Below are 20983 nucleotides of genomic sequence, written 5' to 3'. Positions count from 1 at the left end.
TTTAAACCAGGTCGCTATTGTAAGTCTGTCTGATTAGATATATATAATGAAAACCAGACAACAGATAGGCCAATAAAGACAACATGACAAGAGAACAACATAAAGATGACAATTGAACAACAAAAAATGCAATGGTTATTGTCTGATCCAGATACAGTTCGATTTCGTGATGAACAACTATTAGCTGAAACAGAGTTTGTTTATCATCAACATGATTTTGGTCAGTTACTTTATGTGATTTCTGGTGTCATGGATTTAGAAGCTGGAGGACAGCGGTTTTTAGCGCCACCAGAATTTAGTGTATGGATACCCAAAAATGTAGGGCATGCTAGTTACAATAAAAAAACACTCTCTTTTAAGGTGCTAGATATCGCACCAAGTTGGTGTGAAGGATTATTAGATAAACCTTGTTTGATTCAATTAAGTGCTATTTTTTCAACTATATTTTCCGACTTTTTTCATCGTGGTGTGTGTAAACCACAAACAGAAGAAGATTTTCGCTTAGCTCAAGTACTGATTGATCAACTTAAAATTTCGCCAATACATCATACTTATTTACCGTCTTCTAAAGATAAATTACTTGCTCCCATACTTTCTGTATTAGAGCAGGATCCAGCGGATAATACCTCGTTAGAAGAATGGGCTAAAAAGCGTTATACCTCAGAAAGAACACTTTCTCGTCGTTGCCAACAAGAATTAGGCATGTCATTTAGTGAATGGCGTAAGCGCCTACGCTTTTTACATGCAATTTCTTTATTAGAACAAGGGAAAAGCGTGAATGAAATAGCATTTGATGTGGGATATAGCTCTTCATCCTCATTTATTGCGATGTTTCAACAATATGCTGGCACAACACCGGAACGTTTTCGTCGATTACCCAATTGTTAAGTCTTCTTTTCATATATTTACTTAAAATCTAGGCGGATTTTACTGTCAATAATAGGCTTTACTGTGAATAAGTGGCAAAATAGATCGCTTAATTTTGTTTTTCGATTGATTGTTTACACACATAAATACCAAATCAGTGAGATAACACCGTGAAAATTCTGGTTGATGAAAATATGCCTTATGCGGAACAACTTTTCCGCCAATTAGGTGAGGTAAAAGCTGTTTCTGGTCGTCCATTACCTACTGATGAGCTTAATGATTCTGATGCCTTAATGGTGAGATCAATTACTAAAGTCAATGAATCCTTATTATCAGGCAAGCCAGTAAAATTTGTTGGAACCGCGACTGCGGGTTTCGATCATGTAGATATTGCATGGTTAAAACAGCAACAAATTGGTTTTTCATCAGCCCCAGGTTGTAATGCTATCGCGGTTGTTGAATATGTATTTTCTGCTCTGATGATGTTAGCAGAGCAAGATAGCTTTCAATTGACCGATAAAGTCGTTGGTATTGTCGGTGTGGGAAATGTGGGCGGTCGATTAGCAACGCGCCTTCGCGCATTGGGTGTAAATGTTTTACTTTGCGATCCACCAAGAGCGGATAATGGTGATGATGAAGAGTTTCATCCATTGGAAACATTGTTAGAAAAAGCAGATATTCTAACTTTCCATACACCTCTCAATAAATCAGGCTTATACAAAAGTTATCATTTAATTAATGAGAGCAACCTCGAAAAATTGCCTGAAGGTCGTATTTTAATTAATGCGAGCCGTGGCGAGGTTGTTGATAATCAAGCATTATTGTCTGTACTTGAGAAAGGTAAATCCTTACGTGTTGTGTTGGATGTTTGGGAGCCAGAGCCAGATCTCTCTATTGAGTTATTAAATAAAGTTGATATCGCAACACCACATATTGCGGGTTACACCTTAGAAGGTAAGGCGCGTGGTACAACTCAAGTTTTTGAAGCTTATTGTGATTTTATTGGACAGCCTCAAAAAGTTGAATTATCAACTCTGTTACCTGCACCTACTATTTCCACCATTTCAGTACAAGGTAAGTTAACTCAAACACTTTTAAAACAACTGATTCATCTTGTTTATGATGTGCGTCGTGATGATGCTCCATTACGAAAAGTAGCAGGAATAAAAGGGGAGTTTGATAAATTACGCAAATTTTATCCTGTTCGTCGTGAGTGGTCTTCACTCCATGTCATTTGTGATAATCAAACTACGGTTGATACATTAAATGCAATTGGCTTTAGTGCTACATATAAAAGTACTACACACAAATAAAGCAAAATATTATTTTTAAAAATTTATGTTATTGGAGGATATCTTATGGGAGAAGGTTGGAATATTGCAGTTGTTGGTGCAACAGGCGCTGTCGGTGAAGCGATTTTAGAACTGCTACAAGAGCGTGAATTTCCCATTGGTGAATTAACTGCAATCGCAAGTGAAGATAGCATTGGAAAATCGGTGCGTGTAAACAGCAAAAGTGTTGCGGTTCAAGGTATTCACAATATCGAGTGGGCTGATATTCAATTAGCTTTCTTTGCCGCACCAACAGAAATCAGTGCGCAATATGCACAACAAGCGGCTGATGCTGGCTGTATTGTTATTGATTGTAGTGGCATTTTTGCAATGGATTGGGATATACCATTGGTTGTTCCTGGCGTGAACAGTGCAATGCTAGCGGAATACCGTACTCGTAATATTGTTTCAATAGCTGATAGCATGGTAAGCCAATTATTACGTGCCATTAACCCATTAACAGAATCTGCGGGTTTAACACGCCTTAGCGTGACAAACTTAATGTCTGTTTCTCGTTTTGGAAAACAAGCCGTAGATGAACTGGCAGGGCAAAGTGCCCGTTTACTTAACGGTATTCCTCCTGAATTAGGTCGTTTTAATAAGCAATTAGCATTTAACATTTTACCTTTAATGGTTGATGACGAAGGCTCTATACAAGAAGAGCGTCGCATGGTTGACCAAATTCGTAAAATTTTGCAAGACGAAGGTTTGCCTATTTCTGTCACCACATTACAAGCACCCGTTTTTTATGGTAATGCGCAATCCGTGCAATTAGAAACATCTCGTCCAATGGGGAGTGATGAAGCGCGTGAGACATTACAAGAAAATGAAGATCTGAATATCAGTGATGAAAATGATTTTCCAACACAAGTGACTGATGCTTCAGGCAATGTGAGCTTGAATTTAGGTTGTTTCCGTAATGATTATGGTATGCCAGAAGCCTTACAATTTTGGTCAGTAGCAGATAACGTGCGCTTTGGCGGGGCATTAATGGCTGTTGAAGTAGCAGAGCAATTAATGCAGGAGCAGTTTTACTAATGAATGTGCAAGTGAGTGCTGAAGTGACAGAACAGCCCTTGACTGAGTCAGCGGTTGCCTCTGAAAGCACAACAATCAAAATTGCTTTAGGCGTTGAATATGATGGTAGTCGCTATTATGGCTGGCAACGCCAAAATGAAGTGCGTAGTGTACAAGAACGGCTAGAAAAAGCACTTTCACAAGTGGCTAATGAGCCTATATCGGTTTTTTGTGCTGGAAGGACAGATGCTGGTGTGCACGCAACGGGGCAAGTTGTCCATTTTGAAACAACGGCACATCGCAAAGATCCCGCTTGGACTATGGGAGTGAATACCCATTTGCCTGCGGATATTGCAGTACGTTGGGTAAAAACAGTTTCTGACGATTTTCATGCTCGCTTTAGTGCAACAGCAAGACGTTATCGCTATGTGATTTTTAATCATCGCTATCGTCCCGCTATCTTGTCATCTGGAGTGACACATTTTCATTATCCTTTAGACGCTGAACGCATGCATCAAGCAGCACAATGTCTACTGGGTGAAAATGATTTTACCTCTTTTAGAGCTGTCCAATGTCAATCTCGAACGCCATGGCGTAACGTTATGCATGTCAATGTTTCTCGATATGGTGACTATGTTGTCGTGGATATTAAAGCGAATGCGTTTGTTCATCATATGGTGAGAAATATTGTTGGCAGTCTTCTAGAAATAGGGTGTGGCAATCAGAATATTACTTGGATGGCTGAATTATTAGCCTTAAAAGACAGAACCAAAGCGGCTGCAACAGCCAAAGCAAATGGACTGTACTTGGTATCTGTGGATTATCCTGAGCAATTTGAATTACCAAAACCTGCAATGGGTCCACTATTTTTAGCGGATAACCCTATTGAGATATCTCAATCATAAAAACACCCAGTTTTCTGAGGATTTATGGAAATATTAACGCAATTTGTTGATTTAATAAAATTTCTAATCGATTTTATTTTACATATTGATGCCCATTTAGCTGAGCTTGTTGCTCAATATGGTACATGGGTTTATGCCATTTTGTTTCTTATTGTTTTCTGTGAAACAGGGTTGGTAGTAACGCCTTTCTTACCCGGAGACTCCTTATTATTCGTTGCTGGCGCTTTAGCTTCATTAGAAACTAATGATGTGAATGTTCATATTATTGTTTTACTGCTACTTTGTGCAGCTATTTTAGGTGATGCGGTTAACTATTCTATTGGACGACTTTTTGGCGAAAAACTGTTTAGTAAGCCTGATTCAAAGATTTTCCGTCGTGAATATCTAGATAAAACCCATGCTTTTTATGAAAAGCATGGTGGTAAAGCAATAATTTTGGCAAGATTCGTGCCGATTATCCGAACTTTTGCGCCATTCGTTGCAGGAATGGGTAAAATGTCATATCGTCACTTTGCCTTTTATAATGTTACTGGGGCAATTGCATGGGTACTGCTATTTACTTATGCAGGATACTTTTTTGGTGACTTAGATATAGTTCAAAAGAACTTAAAATTGCTAATTGTTGCCATTATTGTTATTTCTATTTTACCGGGCGTTATTGAGATCTTACGCCATCGTAGAGCGAGTGCAAAAGCAAAGAAAGAAAGTGATAACAAAGAGGTTTGAGCAGTTATCATCAGTTTTTGCCGTAGAATAGCCATAATAAAGAGATGCGCTGAAATTCAGTAAGCGGTATCATCATAAACTTTGCTAACCACACAGCCAGTGTATTGTGGTTGATACGCTAACAATAATTTTACTGGCGAAGGTCAGATTCAGACGAAAAGGTCCATTAATGAGCTGGATTGAAAAAATTCTAAACAAAAGCACTATCACAAGTTCACGTAAAGCCAATATCCCTGAAGGGGTTTGGACTAAATGTGATAGCTGTGGGCAGGTACTCTATCGCGCAGAATTAGAGCGCAATTTAGAGGTTTGCCCTAAATGTGATCACCATATGCGCATTTCAGCGCGCCGTCGCCTTGAGACTTTCCTTGATACAGGAAGTACAACAGAATTAGGTAGCGAATTAGAACCTAAAGATATTCTGAAATTCCGCGACTCTAAAAAATACAAAGACAGAATTAGCGCTGCTCAAAAGCAAACGCAAGAAAAAGATGCATTAATCGTGATGAAAGGAACGCTGAAAAAGATGCCAGTTGTTGCTGCATCCTTTGAATTTGCGTTTATGGGCGGTTCAATGGCTTCTGTTGTTGGGGCGCGTTTTGTTCGTGCGGTTGAACAAGCACTCGAAGATAACTGCCCATTAGTTTGCTTCTCTGCAAGTGGTGGCGCTCGTATGCAGGAAGCGCTGATGTCATTAATGCAAATGGCCAAAACCAGTGCAGCATTAGCAAAAATGCAAGAGCGTGGTTTACCTTATATTTCAGTTATGACTGACCCTACAATGGGTGGTGTTTCTGCCAGTTTAGCGATGTTAGGGGATATCAACGTTGCTGAACCTAAAGCATTGATTGGCTTTGCAGGTCCCCGCGTTATTGAACAAACAGTACGTGAAAAACTGCCTGCTGGCTTCCAACGTAGTGAGTTCCTGTTAGAAAAAGGGGCGATTGATATGATTATTCGTCGTCCTCAAATGCGTGATGAGCTGGCTGAATTACTGGCTAAGCTGACTCAATATGATTTAGTAGAAGATGAAGATGAAATCATCGGTGAAGAAATGATTGCTGATGAAATTGAATCTACAGACAACGAGCCAGAAATTAACATCGAAACGAATAAAAAAGAAGATGTCTAATATCATAACTGCTCCTAAAGCCACATCGCCTTTGTCGGTGTGGCTTTCTTATCTTGAACATTTACACTCCAGCGCCATCGATATGGGGTTAGAGCGAGTAGGCAAGGTAGGAAAAATATTAAATGTGTTACGTCCTGCGCCTAAGGTAATTACTGTCTCAGGCACGAATGGAAAAGGCACAACCTGTCATATGCTAGAGTCAATCTTGATAGCATCAGGATTGAAAGTCGGCGTTTATAGCTCCCCTCATCTTGTTCGTTATACAGAACGCGTTCGTATCCAAGGCAAAGAACTCTCCGAAAATGCTTTCTGTGAGGTTTTTGCAGAAATTGAACAAGCTAGAGGCGATATCTCGCTCACTTTTTTTGAATATGGCACTCTGGCTGCGCTGAAGTTATTTCAACAAGCACAACTTGATGTTGTTATTCTTGAAGTAGGATTAGGCGGTCGGTTAGATGCGACAAATATCGTTGATGCGGATATTGCTGCTATCACAAGTATTGCCCTCGATCATACTGATTGGTTAGGCGCAGATAGAGAGCATATTGGCCACGAGAAAGCCGGTATTTTCCGAGCTAATCATTATGCTGTTGTGGGTGAGCCAGATATGCCTCATTCCATTGCACAAGTTGCCAATGAAAAACAAGCCAAGCTTTTCCGTCGTGGAACAGATTGGTCCTTTGTTATTGAAGATGATCACTGGCATTGGCGTTGTGTTGACTGTGAATTTGATGCGCTGCCAATCCCTAATATTCCGCTAGCCAATGCGGCGACAGCGATGGGGGTTATTCGTTGCTTGCTTAAATCTGATGACAAAGTCAGCCAAGCAATAACACAGCAAAGTATTGTCGACGGTATGTCTCGTGCACAATTACCAGGTCGTTTTCAGGTAATTTCTCAACATCCTTTGGTTATCTTTGATGTGGCACATAATCCTCATGCAGCAGGATATTTAGCGGAAAAGTTATCACAATTACCACAAAAATCTGATACTCAAGTGCGTATTGTTGTTGGTATGCTGGGTGATAAAGATATTGCAGGAACTTTAGCGTGCTTAACACCATTGGCTGATCATTGGTATGTAGCTCCACTTAATGAATTTCGTGGCGCTTCTGCGGATGTGTTAGCTCAACATCTCGAGAAACCAATGGTATTCGATAGTGTTGAAAATGCATGGCAACAAGTAATGTCCGATGCTGCTCCTAACGATATTGTTGTGGTTTGTGGCTCATTTCATACAGTCGCGCATGTGATGGAACTTTTGGAAAAGGAGAGTGTGGGTGGCAAGTAAATTTCAAAATCGCTTAGTCGGTGCCGTTGTATTGGTGGCAGTAGGGGTCATTTTTTTACCCGCACTGCTCGACGGCGATAAGAAATATAACGAAGACCAGTTCGCCTCTATTCCTTTAGTACCCAAACCAGGTGATGAGCAAGAAATAGAATCTATCGCCCCGATAGAGCAAACTTCAGTGCCTTCTACTCCATCAGAAGGCGCATCTGAAGGTATGCTTTCTGAAGCTGTGACAGGTGTCGAGCAACCTGCTGTTACAACACCTGAACCACCTGCTGTTGTACCTGTTACACCACCGGTACAACCACCACAACAGCCAACGCCTACACCAGAGCCTCCGGCTGTGGTTACGCCACCAGTACAACCACCAGCACCACCAGTACAAGAAACTCAGCCACCGAAAGGCGAGGCTTGGGTTGTTCAATTAGGTGCGTTGAAAAATGCGGCGAAGGTAGAAGAAATTATTGCGAAAATGCATTTCTCAGGTTATCCGGTATATACCGTACCTGCACGTCCTGTTGCTGGACAAGTGACTCGAATTTACATTGGTCCTAGTGCATCTAAGTCAGAATTACAGGCTATTTTGCCTCATTTAAAAGAGCTTACGGGCTTACAAGGTGAGGTAAGGGCATATAAGCCTTAATTTTTTCTAAACGAGTCATCAGATGAGTGATGTAACAAAGCGTTAACTTATTGCGGCGATTATGATTTTTCATATCGCCGTAAATTATTTTGAAATTAGCGAAAATTAGCATTACGCAAACGTTTTCGTTTTCTGTTAGAATGCTTCCGTATTAATGCGGAGCATCATTATTGGATAAAGAATTTATGGTCTGGATAGATTACGCCATCATTGCCGTTATTGGTTTTTCCGCATTAGTCAGCCTGATCCGTGGCTTTGTTCGTGAAGCATTGTCACTCATCACCTGGGGTTGTGGTTTCTTTGTTGCTAGTCAGTTTTATCCTTATCTTGCCGTCTATTTTACCCGGTTTGAAGATGAGCTGGTTCGTAACGGGATTGCAATAGTCACGTTATTTATTGCGACACTGATTGTCGGTGCTGTTGTGAATTATGTGATTAGCTCTCTTGTTCAACGCACAGGGTTATCAGGTACAGATCGTGTATTGGGGGTCTGTTTCGGGGCTTTAAGAGGCGTGCTGATAGTTTCAGCATTACTTTTTGTTTTAGGCGCATTTACGCCTATGGCAGATAGCGCTGATTGGCAACGTTCTGAGCTTATTCCTCAATTCAACCATATTATTAGGTGGTTCTTTGACTACCTGCAAAATGCGTCAAGTTTCGTGTCGGAGAGAATATAACCTCTCCGTCTGGCTGATGAGGATCTATTCATGTGCGGTATTGTCGGTATCGCTGGAGCTAATCCAGTAAACCAATCAATTTATGATGCGTTAACGGTGTTACAACACCGAGGTCAAGATGCAGCAGGCATTGCAACAATAGACGGTAACAACGGCTTCCGTCTTCGCAAAGCGAACGGACTGGTTAAAGATGTATTCGAAACCCGTCATATGTTGCGTTTAAAAGGTACTATCGGGATAGGGCATGTCCGTTATCCAACTGCGGGTAGTTCTAGTGCATCAGAAGCGCAGCCTTTTTATGTGAATTCACCTTTTGGTATTACGTTGGCGCACAATGGTAATTTAACCAATGCGCATTTATTACGTCGCCAATTATTTGAAACAGCACGTCGCCATATCAATACCACCTCTGATTCTGAAATCCTGCTCAATGTATTGGCATACGAATTAGACCGTTTTGACCATTTCCCGCTTGAGCCTGATAATATTTTTGCAGCCGTTGCGGCAATGCATAAAAAACTCCGCGGGGCTTATGCTTGTGTTGCTTTGATCATCGGTCATGGCTTACTGGCTTTTCGTGATCCCTTTGGTATTCGCCCTTTAGTCTTGGGTAAACGTACCTTAGAAGATGGTCGCCATGAATATATGGTCGCATCTGAAAGTGTTGCGCTTGATACTTTAGGTTTTGAATTTTTACGTGATGTTGCACCGGGTGAAGCGGTTTATATCACAGAGCAAGGACAACTCTTTACTCGCCAATGTGCTGAAAATCCGCAGTTAATGCCTTGTTTGTTTGAGTATGTTTACTTTGCTCGTCCTGATTCCTTTATCGATAAAATTTCGGTTTATAATGCGCGTTTACGCATGGGGCAGAAATTAGGCGCTAAAATTGCCAAAGAATGGGATGATTTACACATTGATGTTGTGATCCCAATCCCTGAAACATCTTGTGATATTGCCTTAGAAATTGCGCATATTCTCAATAAACCTTATCGCCAAGGCTTTGTAAAAAATCGCTATGTTGGTCGTACCTTTATTATGCCGGGTCAGCAAGAGCGTCGTAAGTCAGTTAGACGTAAACTGAATGCAAATCGCGCAGAGTTTCGTGATAAAAATGTTCTGTTGATTGATGACTCTATTGTCCGTGGCACAACGTCAGAGCAAATTGTCGAGCTAGCAAGAGAAGCGGGTGCGAAGAAAGTCTATTTTGCCTCAGCTGCGCCAGAAGTTCGCTTCCCTAATGTGTATGGTATTAATATGCCAAATGCCAATGAGCTTATTGCTCATGGACGTGAAGTGGATGAAATTCGTAAATTAATTGGTGCTGATGGACTTATTTTCCAAGATCTCACTGATTTAATCGCTGCAGTACAAGAAGAGAATCCTGATATTAATCAGTTTGAATGTTCTGTATTTGACGGTGTTTATATTACGAAAGATATCGATCAAGATTACTTGGATTATTTAGAAAATCTACGTCGTGATGATGAACATAAAATTCGTGATCAGAATGAAATAGAAAATTTGGAAATCTATAACGAAGGCTGATTTTTCGGTAAGATACCTTCCTTATAAAGCGTCGATGCCAGTGTGTTCTGCATCGACGCTTGTTTTTTGAGGGTTAATCATCATAATGATTAACAAAGGTATATATTCTGAGGATTATAATGAAAAAGCTGATAGTTGGGCTAACAGGTGCCAGTGGTGCAATTTACGGTATACGTTTATTAGAGATACTAAAATCTGTGCCGTCAGTTGAAACACATTTAGTGATTAGCCAAGCTGCACGCCGTACGATTTCATTAGAAACTGATTATTCGCTAAAAGATATTCATGCTTTAGCGGATGTGATTTATGACGATCGCGATATTGGCGCATCTATCTCTTCAGGATCGTTTCGTGTCAATGGAATGGTCATATTACCCTGCTCAATCAAAAGCCTGTCAGGTATTGTTCATAGCTATACAGATACCTTAGTCACTCGCGCTGCGGATGTGGTATTAAAAGAAGGGCGTAAGTTAGTATTATGTGTGCGTGAAACGCCACTGCATTTAGGTCATTTGCGATTAATGACACAGGCTGCTGAGTTAGGCGCAGTGATTATGCCACCAGTACCTGCCTTCTATTTTCAGCCTAAAACGATTGATGATATTGTTAATCAAACAGTAAATCGTGTACTTGATCAGTTTGAGATTGATTTACCTGATGATTTATTTCAAAGGTGGGAGGGCGATAAGCCCACTCGCTAAGTATACTCGTCATTCTTCAAGTTGCAGCGTTGTTGACTGCGTTTATTCGCACTAGTCACATACTGATGTATGCTCCTAGCGACTCATTCACTTGTCGCCTAGCTGCATCTTGAATTATTTAGAGTATTTACTCGTCATTCTTCAAGGTATAGCGTTGTTGACTGCGTTTATTCGCACTAGTCACATACTGATGTATGCTCCTAGGCGTTTTTTCAAGGAATAGATTCACTTGTCGCCTAGCTGCATCTTGAATTATTTAGAGTATTTACTCGTCATACTTCAAGGTACAGCGTTGTTGACTGCGTCTCTTCGGTAGAATACCTAATTCGAATTAAAAGAGATTATTTTCCAGTGGTAATAATATCTTTTAATGCCTCTTCTAATTGTGGATAACGGAATTCAAAGCCTGCATTGAGTAATTTTTCAGGAATGGCTTGTTGTCCACCTAATACTAATGTCGCGCTTTCTCCCATCACTAGACGCAATACACTTTCGGGAACCGTCATTAATGCTGGGCGATTAAAAGCTTTTCCTAATAGGCGAGTAAACTCTTTATTTTGTACTGGGTTAGGTGCTGTTAAGTTAAAAGCGCCTTTAGCATCTTGGGTTTTAAGCAAGAAAACAATCGCACTGACCATATCATCGATATGTATCCACGGCATATACTGTTTTCCGCTCCCTAATTTGCCACCTAATCCTAATTTGAAAGGTTTGCTCATTTTAGGCAGTGCGCCACCGAGAGTTGAAAGTACAATCCCTGTACGCAACAAGCAAACTCGTGTTAATGGTGTTTGAGCTTCAAGCGCGATACGTTCCCATTTTGCACAGAGTTCATGTGTAAACTCAGGATTTGCTGGCGTCTCTTCTGTAACTCGTGTATCACCTTGATCGCCATAAAAACCTACTGCGGAGCCAGAAATGAAAACTGCTGGAGGAGAATCGCTAGCTTTAATCAAATCAACCAATTTCTGGGTTAAATGACAACGGCTATTAACCAGTTTTTGCTTTTGAGAGGGAGTCCAACGGTTATCAGCAATAGGTTCTCCAGCAAGATTAATAACGGCATCAAACTCATTAAGATTTTGTTTATCATTGAGTTGAGTCCAGCAGGTGATTTCATTACAAAAATGCGAATAAACTTTTTGAGGCGAACGAGAAAGCACCGTAATATCATTATTGGCGAGCGCAAGCTCACAAACTAATGCTTTGCCAATTAATCCTGTACCACCTGTGATAAGTATTTTCATCACAATCCTCCTGATCTACTTGCTTGATAAAGAATAAATATCATCCTGATATATAAATTGCTTATATTAGCTAAAGAGTTTTTTCGTTGCTGGGCGTTGGTTAATGTTGTTTAGCCATTTATCAATTGCGGGATAATTTGCTAAATCAATATTGTGGTGATCGTGCAGACGAGCCCATGTATATGTGGCGATATCCGCAATGCTGTACTCTTTGCCCCCAAGGTAAGGTGACTGCGCTAACCTTTTCTCTAATACACTATATAAACGCTGTGTTTCTTCAGTATAACGTTTAATCGCATAAGGGACTTTTTCTGTGGCATAACGGGTGAAGTGATGATTTTGTCCCAACATTGGGCCAAATCCCCCCACTTGCCAAAACAGCCATTGTAGTTGTGTTGTTTTTTCTCGTAAATTTTGACTGAGCAATTTGCCACTTTTTTCAGCTAGATAGATAAGAATAGCACCTGATTCAAAAATAGAGATAGGCTCACCACCATCAATAGGTGAATTATCTACAATCGCGGGAATTTTATTATTGGGTGAAATTGCTAAAAACTCAGGTTTAAATTGATCGCCTTTACTAATATCGATGCGATGTAACTGATAAGGTATGCCTGTTTCTTCAAGAAAAAGCGTTATTTTTTGGCCATTTGGGGTATCTGCATAATATAAGTCAATCATTAAAAGCTCCAAAATAAAGTAGGCACTAAATAGACAATATAATCACAGTCTGCCTTTTAACATCATAAAAAGCAAAAAAGCGCAAGATGGATAAAACAAGTCACGTATGATTATTGTAGTGGTGAAAAATAGTGATTTTGGTATATTCAGGATAAAAATTACGATCGTTTAGTATCGGTTAAAAAAGGTTTGTTGAGGATGGAACAAGAAAAGACGGCATTGGTTGAATGGGTTGATATTGTTGATGATAAAAATGAAGTCGTTGCACAAGCAACACGTCAACAAATGCGAGCTGAAAATCTAAGACATAGAGCAACTTATATCGTTGTTCATGATGGAATGGGGAAAATCTTGGCGCAGCGTCGAACTGAAATAAAAGATTTTTATCCTGGTTGGTTAGATGCTACTGCGGGTGGTGTGGTTCAGCAAGGTGAGAATTTACTTGAAAGTGCGCGTCGTGAAGCAGAAGAAGAGTTAGGTATTGCTGGAGTCCCTTTTGCTGAGCATGGTCAATTTTATTATGATGATGAAAGTTGCCGTGTATGGGGAAGCTTGTTTAGCTGTGTTTCTCATGGACCCTTCGCACTGCAAGCAGAAGAAATTGAGGAAGTGTGTTGGTTAACTCCCTCTGAAATTACTGAGCGCTGTGATGAATTCACGCCTGATTCATTAAAAGCCCTCTCTCTTTGGTTAACACGTAACAACAGTACACGCCTAGAAAGTAGAGAAACTGTGGACTAAGGGGTGCTTTGCCCTAACTCAAATCGATAAGCATAGTTGATAACGGTATCTTCGAATATAGCGTTATCATCTTCGTCTCTTAAACGTTGTAAAAGTGCTATCAGATGTTTTCCTGCCTCTTTTCCCATTTTGTGATAATCAAAACGAATTGATGTGAGAGAAGGGGATATCTGATCACTATTTTCAGAGCCTTCTAAACAAGCGATAGCCAGATCTTGTGGGATCTTAATTAATCGACGTTGACACTCAAAAATCATACCTAATGCAATACTCTCATGGCTACAAATGACCGCATCTAGTTCGGGTTGGCGCAATAAAATCTCTGTTAATGCTTGTCGACCGTATGCCATAGATGCGGGATCAGGTGTAGTGACACTTTGCTCAGCATTTAAATAATTTTTGAGTAACGCTCGTGACCAACCGGTTATTTGCTGGTGGTGCAGGCGTTGTCCTTGTAACGCACCAATATAGCCAATACAACGCTTTCCTCGGGTGACTAAATGGTTTGTTAAATCATATGCCGCTTGCTCATAAGAACAATCAATACTAATAGCGGCTTGTTCATCTAGTTGGCTGGCAACGCTGACAACAGGCACATTGGCATTACTGATATGCAAAAAATGAGTTGGGCTAAGCTGTGAACCAAAGACAACTAATGCGGCAGGATTACTTTGCAACAGCATATTAATCACATCGCTGGCTTTATGAGGTTGGTGCTCATAGCAACCCACTAAAATTTGATATTGATGGCGATTGAGTATTTGTTGTAAAGATTGCATAAAATCTGCACTGGCTCTATCTGTGAAGGAGGGCAACAGTACCGCAATAATATGACTTTGTGCTGAAGCTAAAGCACCTGCCGAGGCATTAGGAATATAGCCAAGTTCCTCTACGGCTTGATTAACTTTTTCTCGTAACTTATCAGAAACTAATTCAGGGGTTCGCAATGCACGAGAGACGGTCATTGATCCGACTCCTGCATGTTTAGCGACATCTTGTAATGTGACTCGACCTGTATTTCGGCGCTTACGTGTTTTGATCATTTGTTATTATGCTTGCCTAGCCTATTTTATTAACCGCAGATCCTACCTGAAATCTTCCTATTATGCTGAAACAATACAGTGTCAATTGTTGGCATTTTCTGCAATTAACATTTCATTAAAATGATAGCGCTATCACAATTACGAATGATCTATCTAGATAGCGCTACCATTAATGATTACTATCCTTAATAACGAAGCTCATAGAGAGTCTTATCGAGGTTGCAAGTATGCTTAAAACGTTATTAACGCCCGATGTGGTGCAAGTGGTTCCAAACGTTATCGATTGGAGAGATGCAGTCAAAGTGGCATGTCAGCCATTGATTGATAAAGGTTGTATTGAACCTCGTTATATCGATGCAATTTACAAATCACACGAAAAAATAGGGCCATATTATGTTTTAGGCCCCGGTATTGCGATGCCTCATGCTCGTCCTGAAGATGGTGTTAATCAACTTTCTCTTGCATTAACGATTGTTGAGCAAGGTGTTGAATTTGGTGCTGATGAAAACGATCCAGTGAAATTACTGATTGTTTTGGCTGCAACAGATAACGATAGCCATATTAATGCCATTGTGAAATTAGCCGAACTTTTTGATAACGATGCAGATATTCAAAAGCTATTTAATGCGAAAAGCAAAACGGATGTATTAGCCGTTATCAACAATTATTAATGATGATTTAAATTACCAAGGGGAATATCATGAAAATTACAGTTGTGTGTGGAAATGGTTTAGGTAGTAGCTTAATGATGGAAATGAGCATCAAAAGTATCCTAAAAGATATTTCTGTGAATGCAGAAGTAGATCACGTTGATCTGGGATCAGCAAAAGGCACACCAAGTGATATCTATGTAGGTACGCGTGATATTGCAGAGCAACTCAATTCACAAGCGGTAAATGGAAAGGTTGTTTCATTGGATAACATGATTGACAAAGTAGCGATGAAAGAAAAGCTTTCTGTCGCATTACGTGAATTAGGCGCGTTATAAGGAGCCTATCATGGACTTTTTCCGCTTTCTAATGAGTGATGTGCTTTCAGAGCCAGCCATTTTAGTGGGTTTGATCGCATTAATTGGTTTAATCGCCCAGAAAAAACCAGTGACAGAATGTATCAAAGGCACCGTAAAAACCATTATGGGTTTTGTTATTTTAGGCGCAGGTGCAGGGTTAGTTATCAACTCACTGGGTGATTTCTCAACAATTTTCCAACATGCATTTGGTATTCAAGGCGTTGTGCCAAATAATGAGGCGATTGTCTCTATTGCACAAAAAAGCTTTGGTAAAGAGATGGCTATGATTATGTTCTTTGCCATGTTGATTAATATCTTAATTGCACGTTTAACCCCGTGGAAATTTATTTTCTTAACGGGTCACCATACTTTATTTATGTCTATGATGGTGGCGGTTATTCTGGCAACCGCTGGCTTAGAAGGTACAGTATTAGTTGCGGTAGGTTCATTAGTTGTTGGGATTTCAATGGTGTTTTTCCCTGCCATTGCTCATCCTTATATGAAAAAAATTACCGGTTCTGATGATGTGGCATTAGGACACTTCTCGACTATCTCTTATGTTGTTGCTGGTTTTATCGGCAGTAAATTTGGTAATAAAGAGCATTCAACCGAAGAGATGAATGTGCCTAAAAGTTTACTATTTTTACGTGATACGCCTGTTGCCATCGCCTTTACAATGGGTATTATTTTTATCATTACGTGTTTATTTGCGGGCGATGCTTTTGTTCGTGAAGTCAGTGGTGGCAAAAACTGGTTTATGTTCTCATTGATGCAATCCATAACCTTTGCAGCAGGTGTTTATATTATTCTGCAAGGTGTACGTATGGTGATTGCTGAAATCGTTCCAGCATTTAAAGGTATTTCTGATAAGTTAGTCCCTAATGCAAAACCCGCTTTAGATTGTCCAGTGGTGTTCCCTTATGCTCCTAATGCGGTATTGGTCGGCTTTTTAAGTAGCTTTGCCGCTGGCGTTATCGGTATGTTCATTCTTTATGCCTTAGATTGGACGGTGATCATTCCAGGTGTTGTTCCTCACTTCTTTGTAGGTGCAACAGCGGGGGTCTTTGGTAATGCAACCGGTGGACGTCGTGGTGCTATTTTAGGTGCCTTTGCTCAAGGTTTATTAATTACCTTCTTACCTGTATTCCTCTTGCCTGTGCTTGGCGATATCGGTATTGCTAACACTACATTTAGTGATGCAGACTTTGGTGTTATCGGTATTCTGTTAGGTATTATTGTTCGCTGATTGTTTTAAGAATTAAGATAGATAAACGCCTCATTGAAATTAATTCATTGGGGCGTTTTTTTATGTGAATTTATATGTTTATTTTATGAATAATAATGCTATTATCCTGAGTGAATATTCACTGTGTGTATATTTTCGTACCTAATTAATTATAAAAATAGGTTTACATCACAATCACTAAGGAAAAAGAAGATGTCTTTTGGTATTCGATATCTTGCGTTGTTACCACTTTTTGTTATCACTGCTTGCCAACAACCGATTAATCACAATCCTCCCGTGACTCAAACGGCGCAGGTTCAACCTGCAATCGTGAATAACTCATGGATTGAAATCTCACGTAGTGCGCTCGATTTTAATGTGAAGAAAGTACAATCACTTTTAGGTGATAAATCCTCTCTTTGTGCTGTTTTAAAAGGCGATGCATATGGTCATGATTTATCATTAGTTGCACCTGTTATGATTGAAAATAATGTGCAATGTATTGGCGTAACGAATAACCAAGAGCTAAAAGAAGTTCGTGATCTAGGATTCCAAGGCCGTTTAATGCGTGTACGTAATGCCACAGAGCAAGAGATGGCTCAGGCAACAAGCTATAACGTGGAGGAATTGATTGGTAATTTAGATATGGCTAGAAAATTAGATGCCATTGCTAAACAACAAAATAGAGTGATCCCTATTCATTTAGCTTTAAATTCAGGTGGAATGTCTCGTAATGGATTAGAAGTGAATAATAATGCAGGGCTTGAAGAGGCGAAGAAAATTGCTCAATTAGCTAACCTTAAAGTGGTTGGCATTATGTCTCACTATCCTGAAGAAGATGCTGATAAAGTAAGAGAAGATCTTGCTCGTTTTAAACAGCAATCACAAAAGGTATTGGATGTTACAGGACTAAATCGTAAAGATGTCACTCTGCATATGGCAAATACGTTCGCCACAATTACCGTACCTGAATCATGGCTAGATATGGTGCGTGTGGGCGGAATTTTCTATGGCGATACTATCGCAAGTACAGATTACAAACGTGTTATGACGTTTAAATCGAATATTGCTTCAATCAATTATTATCCTAAAGGTAATACTGTTGGTTATGACCGTACTTACACACTAAAACGTGACTCGGTATTAGCGAATATTCCTGTCGGTTATGCAGATGGCTATCGTCGCGTTTTTAGTAATGCAGGGCATGCTTTAATTGGTGGCCAACGTGTGCCTGTTTTAGGTAAAACGTCAATGAATACGGTGATTGTTGATATTACAGATCTTAAAAATATCAAATCAGGGGATGAAGTCGTGTTCTTTGGTAAGCAAGGTAATAGCGAAATTACAGCTGAAGAAGTTGAAGATATCAGTGGTGCATTATTTACAGAGATGTCGATTTTATGGGGTGCAACCAATCAACGGGTATTAGTGGATTAAAGTAGGGTGCTTGTAACCACAAAACGCAACAACGTGTGATGAGAAATTGTGGGGGAAAATTCCCTCACAAAGCTATTTATCGCAAGATAAAGTCGCTTGAACTACTGTATGACCACTACGAATATTGAAAGAGCATAATCTTTCATGTCTAAGTAATGATAAACACAGTGCTGTCACACAGACAGCAATCAGCCCCATCAGGGCAAATTTAGCCATTTCTCTTGACACTCCTTTATAAAGGAGGCAGAATCAAGTTGTCTGGTTTGAGACTGCCTCGGATTTTAATAAAATAGAATTCGGGGCTTTCGTCTTTTTGGCTCTCACTAATGCTTGAACCAAAATGATCCAAGCACCCACCTGCATACTAACAGAAACCTACCTCATTTCTATCTTTTTTTGAATAAAAACAATATAAATAAACGATTAAAATCAATGTGTTAGTTGTATTTGTATTGGGAGTTTATATGCGAGATTTTTCTTGACTCTCCTTTATAAAGGAGACAGAATCGATGTTGACACTGCTTCGAATTTTAGTAAATTAAAAATCTGTAGAATAAAAAAACGCCAGATGAAATCAATCATCTGGCGTTTTTTATTTGAAGCGAACTTCAGTAATTATGCGTTTTCTTGTTGGCTTGCTTGAATTGCTGTTAACGCAACGGTGTAGACGATATCATCCACTAATGCACCACGAGAAAGGTCATTCACTGGTTTACGCATACCTTGTAACATTGGTCCGATTGAAACCAAGTCAGCTGAACGTTGTACCGCTTTATAAGTAGTGTTACCGGTGTTCAGATCAGGGAAGATAAACACAGTCGCTTTACCTGCAACAGGTGAATTTGGCGCTTTAGATTTAGCAACGTCAGCCATAACAGCCGCGTCGTATTGTAAAGGACCATCAATCATCAGATCAGGGCGTTTTTCTTGTGCTAAACGTGTTGCTTCACGAACTTTCTCTACATCGCTACCTGCACCAGAGTTACCAGTAGAATAAGAGATCATCGCAACGCGTGGGTCGATACCGAATGCAATTGCAGAATCTGCAGATTGAATTGCGATTTCAGCCAGTTGTTCTGCTGTTGGATCTGGGTTAATTGCACAGTCACCATAAACATAAACTTGTTCAGGTAACAGCATAAAGAACACAGAAGACACTAATGAGCTACCTGGTGCAGTTTTGATTAACTGTAATGGTGGGCGAATAGTGTTAGCGGTAGTATGAACAGCACCAGAAACTAGGCCATCTACTTCACCTTTTTCCAGCATTAATGTGCCAAGAACAACGTTATCTTCTAACTGTTCACGAGCAACAACCTCTGTCATACCTTTGCTTTTACGCAGTTCAACTAAGCGAGGCACATAGATTTCACGGACTTCTTTAGGATCGACTAACTCAATGCCTGTACCTAATTCAACACCTTGTGCAGTTGCTACACGACGAATTTCTTCAGGATCGCCTAACAGTACGCAAGTTGCGATACCACGTTCAGCACAAATTGCTGCTGCTTTGACAGTACGTGGCTCATCACCTTCAGGTAAAACGATACGTTTTTTCGCTTTACGTGCTAGTTCTGTTAACTGATAACGGAATGCTGGTGGTGATAGGCGGTTAGGGCGTTCAGAGTTCGCTGTCAGTGAATCAATCCATTGTGTATTGATATGTTGAGCAACGTAGTTCTGAATTTTTTCAATACGTTCATGGTCATCAGCAGGAACTTCTAAGCTAAAGCTTTGCAGATTTAAAGAGGTCTGCCAAGTGTTCGCACTAACCATAAAGATTGGTAAGCCAGTTTCAAATGCACGTTCACAAAGTTGTTTGATTGGTGCATCGATTTGGTAACCACCTGTTAGTAGGATTGCACCAATTTCAACGCCATTCATTGCTGCAAGGCATGCCGAAACTAATACATCAGGGCGATCCGCTGAAGTCACTAAAAGTGAACCAGGACGGAAATGCTCTAACATGTGTGGAATACTGCGTGCACAGAAAGTAACAGACTTAATACGACGGGTTTCAATATCGCCTTTATTGACGATAGTCGCATTTAAGTGTTTTGCCATATCTGTTGCACGAGTGGCGATTAAATCGAAGTTCCATGGAATGCAACCCAGTAAAGGCAGTGGGCTATTTTTTTCGATGGTTTTTAAATCGACATTAGAGATAATCGCTTTACTTGAATCATCAAAGATTTCAGATAAGTCAGGGCGAGTACGGCCTTGATCATCAACAGGTGCATTTAGTTTGTTAACAATAACGCCTGTGATATTTTGGTTTTTTACACCGCCGAATTCAGCACGCGCAAATTCGATACGCTCTTTTAGCTGTTCAACAGTGTTGTTACCTAATGCAGTAACGAAAACAATTTCAGCACCTAATGTTTTTGCAATTTCATAGTTTAATGATTGTGCAAAAGGGTGCTTACGCATAGGTACCAGACCTTCGATGAGAATAACTTCTGCATCAGCGGTGTTTTCATGGTATCTAGCAACAATTTCTTCCATCAAAACATCTTTTTGGTTTGAGCTGAGTAGAGACTCAACATAATCCATGTTTAAAGGTTCTGATGATTGAATAGTGGAGTGAGAGCGGATAATCGCAGTTGTCTGATCTAACGCGCCTTTTACACGAGGTTGTGCAATTGGTTTGAACACGCTCAGGCTAACGCCTTTTTGTTCCATAGAACGGATAACACCCAAGCTGACGCTGGTTAAACCTACGCGTGTATCAGTTGGGACTAGCATAATTGTACGGGACACGG

General features: G+C 40.1%; 21 protein-coding genes. 16 read left to right on the top strand and 5 right to left on the bottom strand.

What is annotated here, in order from left to right; all coding sequences use genetic code 11:
* Window positions 1–105: 105 nt before the first annotated feature.
* From ACNARN_RS14615 to ACNARN_RS14565, 11 genes are all read left to right on the top strand, one after another.
* Window positions 106–888, top strand: coding sequence for a helix-turn-helix transcriptional regulator (locus tag ACNARN_RS14615; protein WP_349443297.1), 783 nt, complete (start codon window positions 106–108; stop codon window positions 886–888).
* Between the two features lie 149 nt (window positions 889–1037).
* A complete protein-coding gene (gene pdxB, locus ACNARN_RS14610) occupies window positions 1038–2180 on the top strand; it encodes a 4-phosphoerythronate dehydrogenase PdxB (RefSeq protein ID WP_198619757.1) in 1143 nt (380 codons plus the stop codon).
* Window positions 2181–2225: 45 nt separating this feature from the next.
* Complete coding sequence (locus ACNARN_RS14605) at window positions 2226–3236, top strand: aspartate-semialdehyde dehydrogenase (RefSeq protein WP_196533837.1); 1011 nt, start codon at window positions 2226–2228, stop codon at window positions 3234–3236.
* Window positions 3236–4120 carry a tRNA pseudouridine(38-40) synthase TruA gene (truA, locus tag ACNARN_RS14600; protein ID WP_232797506.1) on the top strand — a complete coding sequence of 295 codons (885 nt, stop codon included), beginning with the start codon at window positions 3236–3238 and terminating at the stop codon, window positions 4118–4120. Before ACNARN_RS14605 ends, truA begins: the two co-directional genes overlap by 1 nt.
* A 24-nt stretch (window positions 4121–4144) precedes the next feature.
* On the top strand, window positions 4145–4846 hold the full coding sequence (locus tag ACNARN_RS14595) for a DedA family protein (RefSeq protein WP_109370915.1): 702 nt from the start codon (window positions 4145–4147) through the stop codon (window positions 4844–4846).
* Between the two features lie 169 nt (window positions 4847–5015).
* Entirely contained in the window at window positions 5016–5978 is a 963-nt protein-coding gene (gene accD / locus ACNARN_RS14590; RefSeq protein ID WP_109370914.1) for an acetyl-CoA carboxylase, carboxyltransferase subunit beta, read from the top strand.
* Window positions 5971–7269, top strand: a complete 1299-nt coding sequence (gene folC / locus ACNARN_RS14585) for a bifunctional tetrahydrofolate synthase/dihydrofolate synthase (protein WP_198625797.1) — start codon at window positions 5971–5973, stop codon at window positions 7267–7269. Before accD ends, folC begins: the two co-directional genes overlap by 8 nt.
* Complete coding sequence (dedD, locus tag ACNARN_RS14580; RefSeq protein ID WP_196533833.1) at window positions 7259–7912, top strand: cell division protein DedD; 654 nt, start codon at window positions 7259–7261, stop codon at window positions 7910–7912. Before folC ends, dedD begins: the two co-directional genes overlap by 11 nt.
* 185 nt (window positions 7913–8097) lie before the next feature.
* On the top strand, window positions 8098–8589 hold the full coding sequence (gene cvpA, locus ACNARN_RS14575; protein WP_416304628.1) for a colicin V production protein: 492 nt from the start codon (window positions 8098–8100) through the stop codon (window positions 8587–8589).
* 30 nt (window positions 8590–8619) lie between these two features.
* Entirely contained in the window at window positions 8620–10137 is a 1518-nt protein-coding gene (purF, locus tag ACNARN_RS14570) for an amidophosphoribosyltransferase (protein ID WP_416304604.1), read from the top strand.
* Window positions 10138–10256: 119 nt separating this feature from the next.
* A complete protein-coding gene (locus tag ACNARN_RS14565; RefSeq protein WP_198619761.1) occupies window positions 10257–10838 on the top strand; it encodes a UbiX family flavin prenyltransferase in 582 nt (193 codons plus the stop codon).
* Between the two features lie 341 nt (window positions 10839–11179).
* Here ACNARN_RS14565 and ACNARN_RS14560 read toward each other — a convergent pair whose 3' ends face one another.
* A complete protein-coding gene (locus ACNARN_RS14560) occupies window positions 11180–12085 on the bottom strand; it encodes a TIGR01777 family oxidoreductase (protein ID WP_198630023.1) in 906 nt (301 codons plus the stop codon).
* Window positions 12086–12151: 66 nt separating this feature from the next.
* Window positions 12152–12766, bottom strand: a complete 615-nt coding sequence (locus tag ACNARN_RS14555; protein ID WP_109374109.1) for a glutathione binding-like protein — start codon at window positions 12764–12766, stop codon at window positions 12152–12154.
* 198 nt (window positions 12767–12964) lie between these two features.
* Here ACNARN_RS14555 and yfcD point away from each other — a divergent pair, with 198 nt between their 5' ends.
* Complete coding sequence (gene yfcD / locus ACNARN_RS14550; RefSeq protein WP_099073791.1) at window positions 12965–13507, top strand: NUDIX hydrolase YfcD; 543 nt, start codon at window positions 12965–12967, stop codon at window positions 13505–13507.
* On the opposite strand, the gene ACNARN_RS14545 is transcribed toward yfcD, so the two are convergent.
* Entirely contained in the window at window positions 13504–14550 is a 1047-nt protein-coding gene (locus tag ACNARN_RS14545) for a LacI family DNA-binding transcriptional regulator (RefSeq protein WP_416304603.1), read from the bottom strand. The genes yfcD and ACNARN_RS14545 overlap by 4 nt on opposite strands.
* A gap of 227 nt (window positions 14551–14777) precedes the next feature.
* On the opposite strand from ACNARN_RS14545, the gene ACNARN_RS14540 reads away from it, so the two are divergent.
* From ACNARN_RS14540 to alr, 4 genes are all read left to right on the top strand, one after another.
* Entirely contained in the window at window positions 14778–15221 is a 444-nt protein-coding gene (locus ACNARN_RS14540) for a PTS sugar transporter subunit IIA (RefSeq protein WP_198619763.1), read from the top strand.
* A 29-nt stretch (window positions 15222–15250) separates the two neighbouring features.
* The gene (locus ACNARN_RS14535; RefSeq protein WP_196533829.1) at window positions 15251–15538 is read left to right on the top strand and encodes a PTS sugar transporter subunit IIB; all 288 of its coding nucleotides are present in this window, start codon (window positions 15251–15253) and stop codon (window positions 15536–15538) included.
* Between the two features lie 10 nt (window positions 15539–15548).
* Window positions 15549–16805 carry a PTS ascorbate transporter subunit IIC gene (locus tag ACNARN_RS14530; RefSeq protein ID WP_196533828.1) on the top strand — a complete coding sequence of 419 codons (1257 nt, stop codon included), beginning with the start codon at window positions 15549–15551 and terminating at the stop codon, window positions 16803–16805.
* A 192-nt stretch (window positions 16806–16997) separates the two neighbouring features.
* Window positions 16998–18221, top strand: coding sequence for an alanine racemase (alr, locus tag ACNARN_RS14525; RefSeq protein ID WP_416304602.1), 1224 nt, complete (start codon window positions 16998–17000; stop codon window positions 18219–18221).
* A 72-nt stretch (window positions 18222–18293) separates the two neighbouring features.
* Here alr and ACNARN_RS14520 read toward each other — a convergent pair whose 3' ends face one another.
* Together ACNARN_RS14520 and pta are read right to left on the bottom strand one after the other, a co-directional pair.
* Entirely contained in the window at window positions 18294–18437 is a 144-nt protein-coding gene (locus ACNARN_RS14520; protein WP_109374114.1) for a Hok/Gef family protein, read from the bottom strand.
* Window positions 18438–18836: 399 nt separating this feature from the next.
* Window positions 18837–20981, bottom strand: coding sequence for a phosphate acetyltransferase (gene pta / locus ACNARN_RS14515; protein WP_109374115.1), 2145 nt, complete (start codon window positions 20979–20981; stop codon window positions 18837–18839).
* Window positions 20982–20983 lie beyond the last annotated feature (2 nt).

This window comes from Proteus sp. TSJ240517 (assembly GCF_047921575.1).
Lineage (GTDB): Bacteria > Pseudomonadota > Gammaproteobacteria > Enterobacterales > Enterobacteriaceae > Proteus.
Note: the sequence above shows the minus strand (reverse complement) of the source record. Positions and strands in the feature narration are given on the sequence as shown.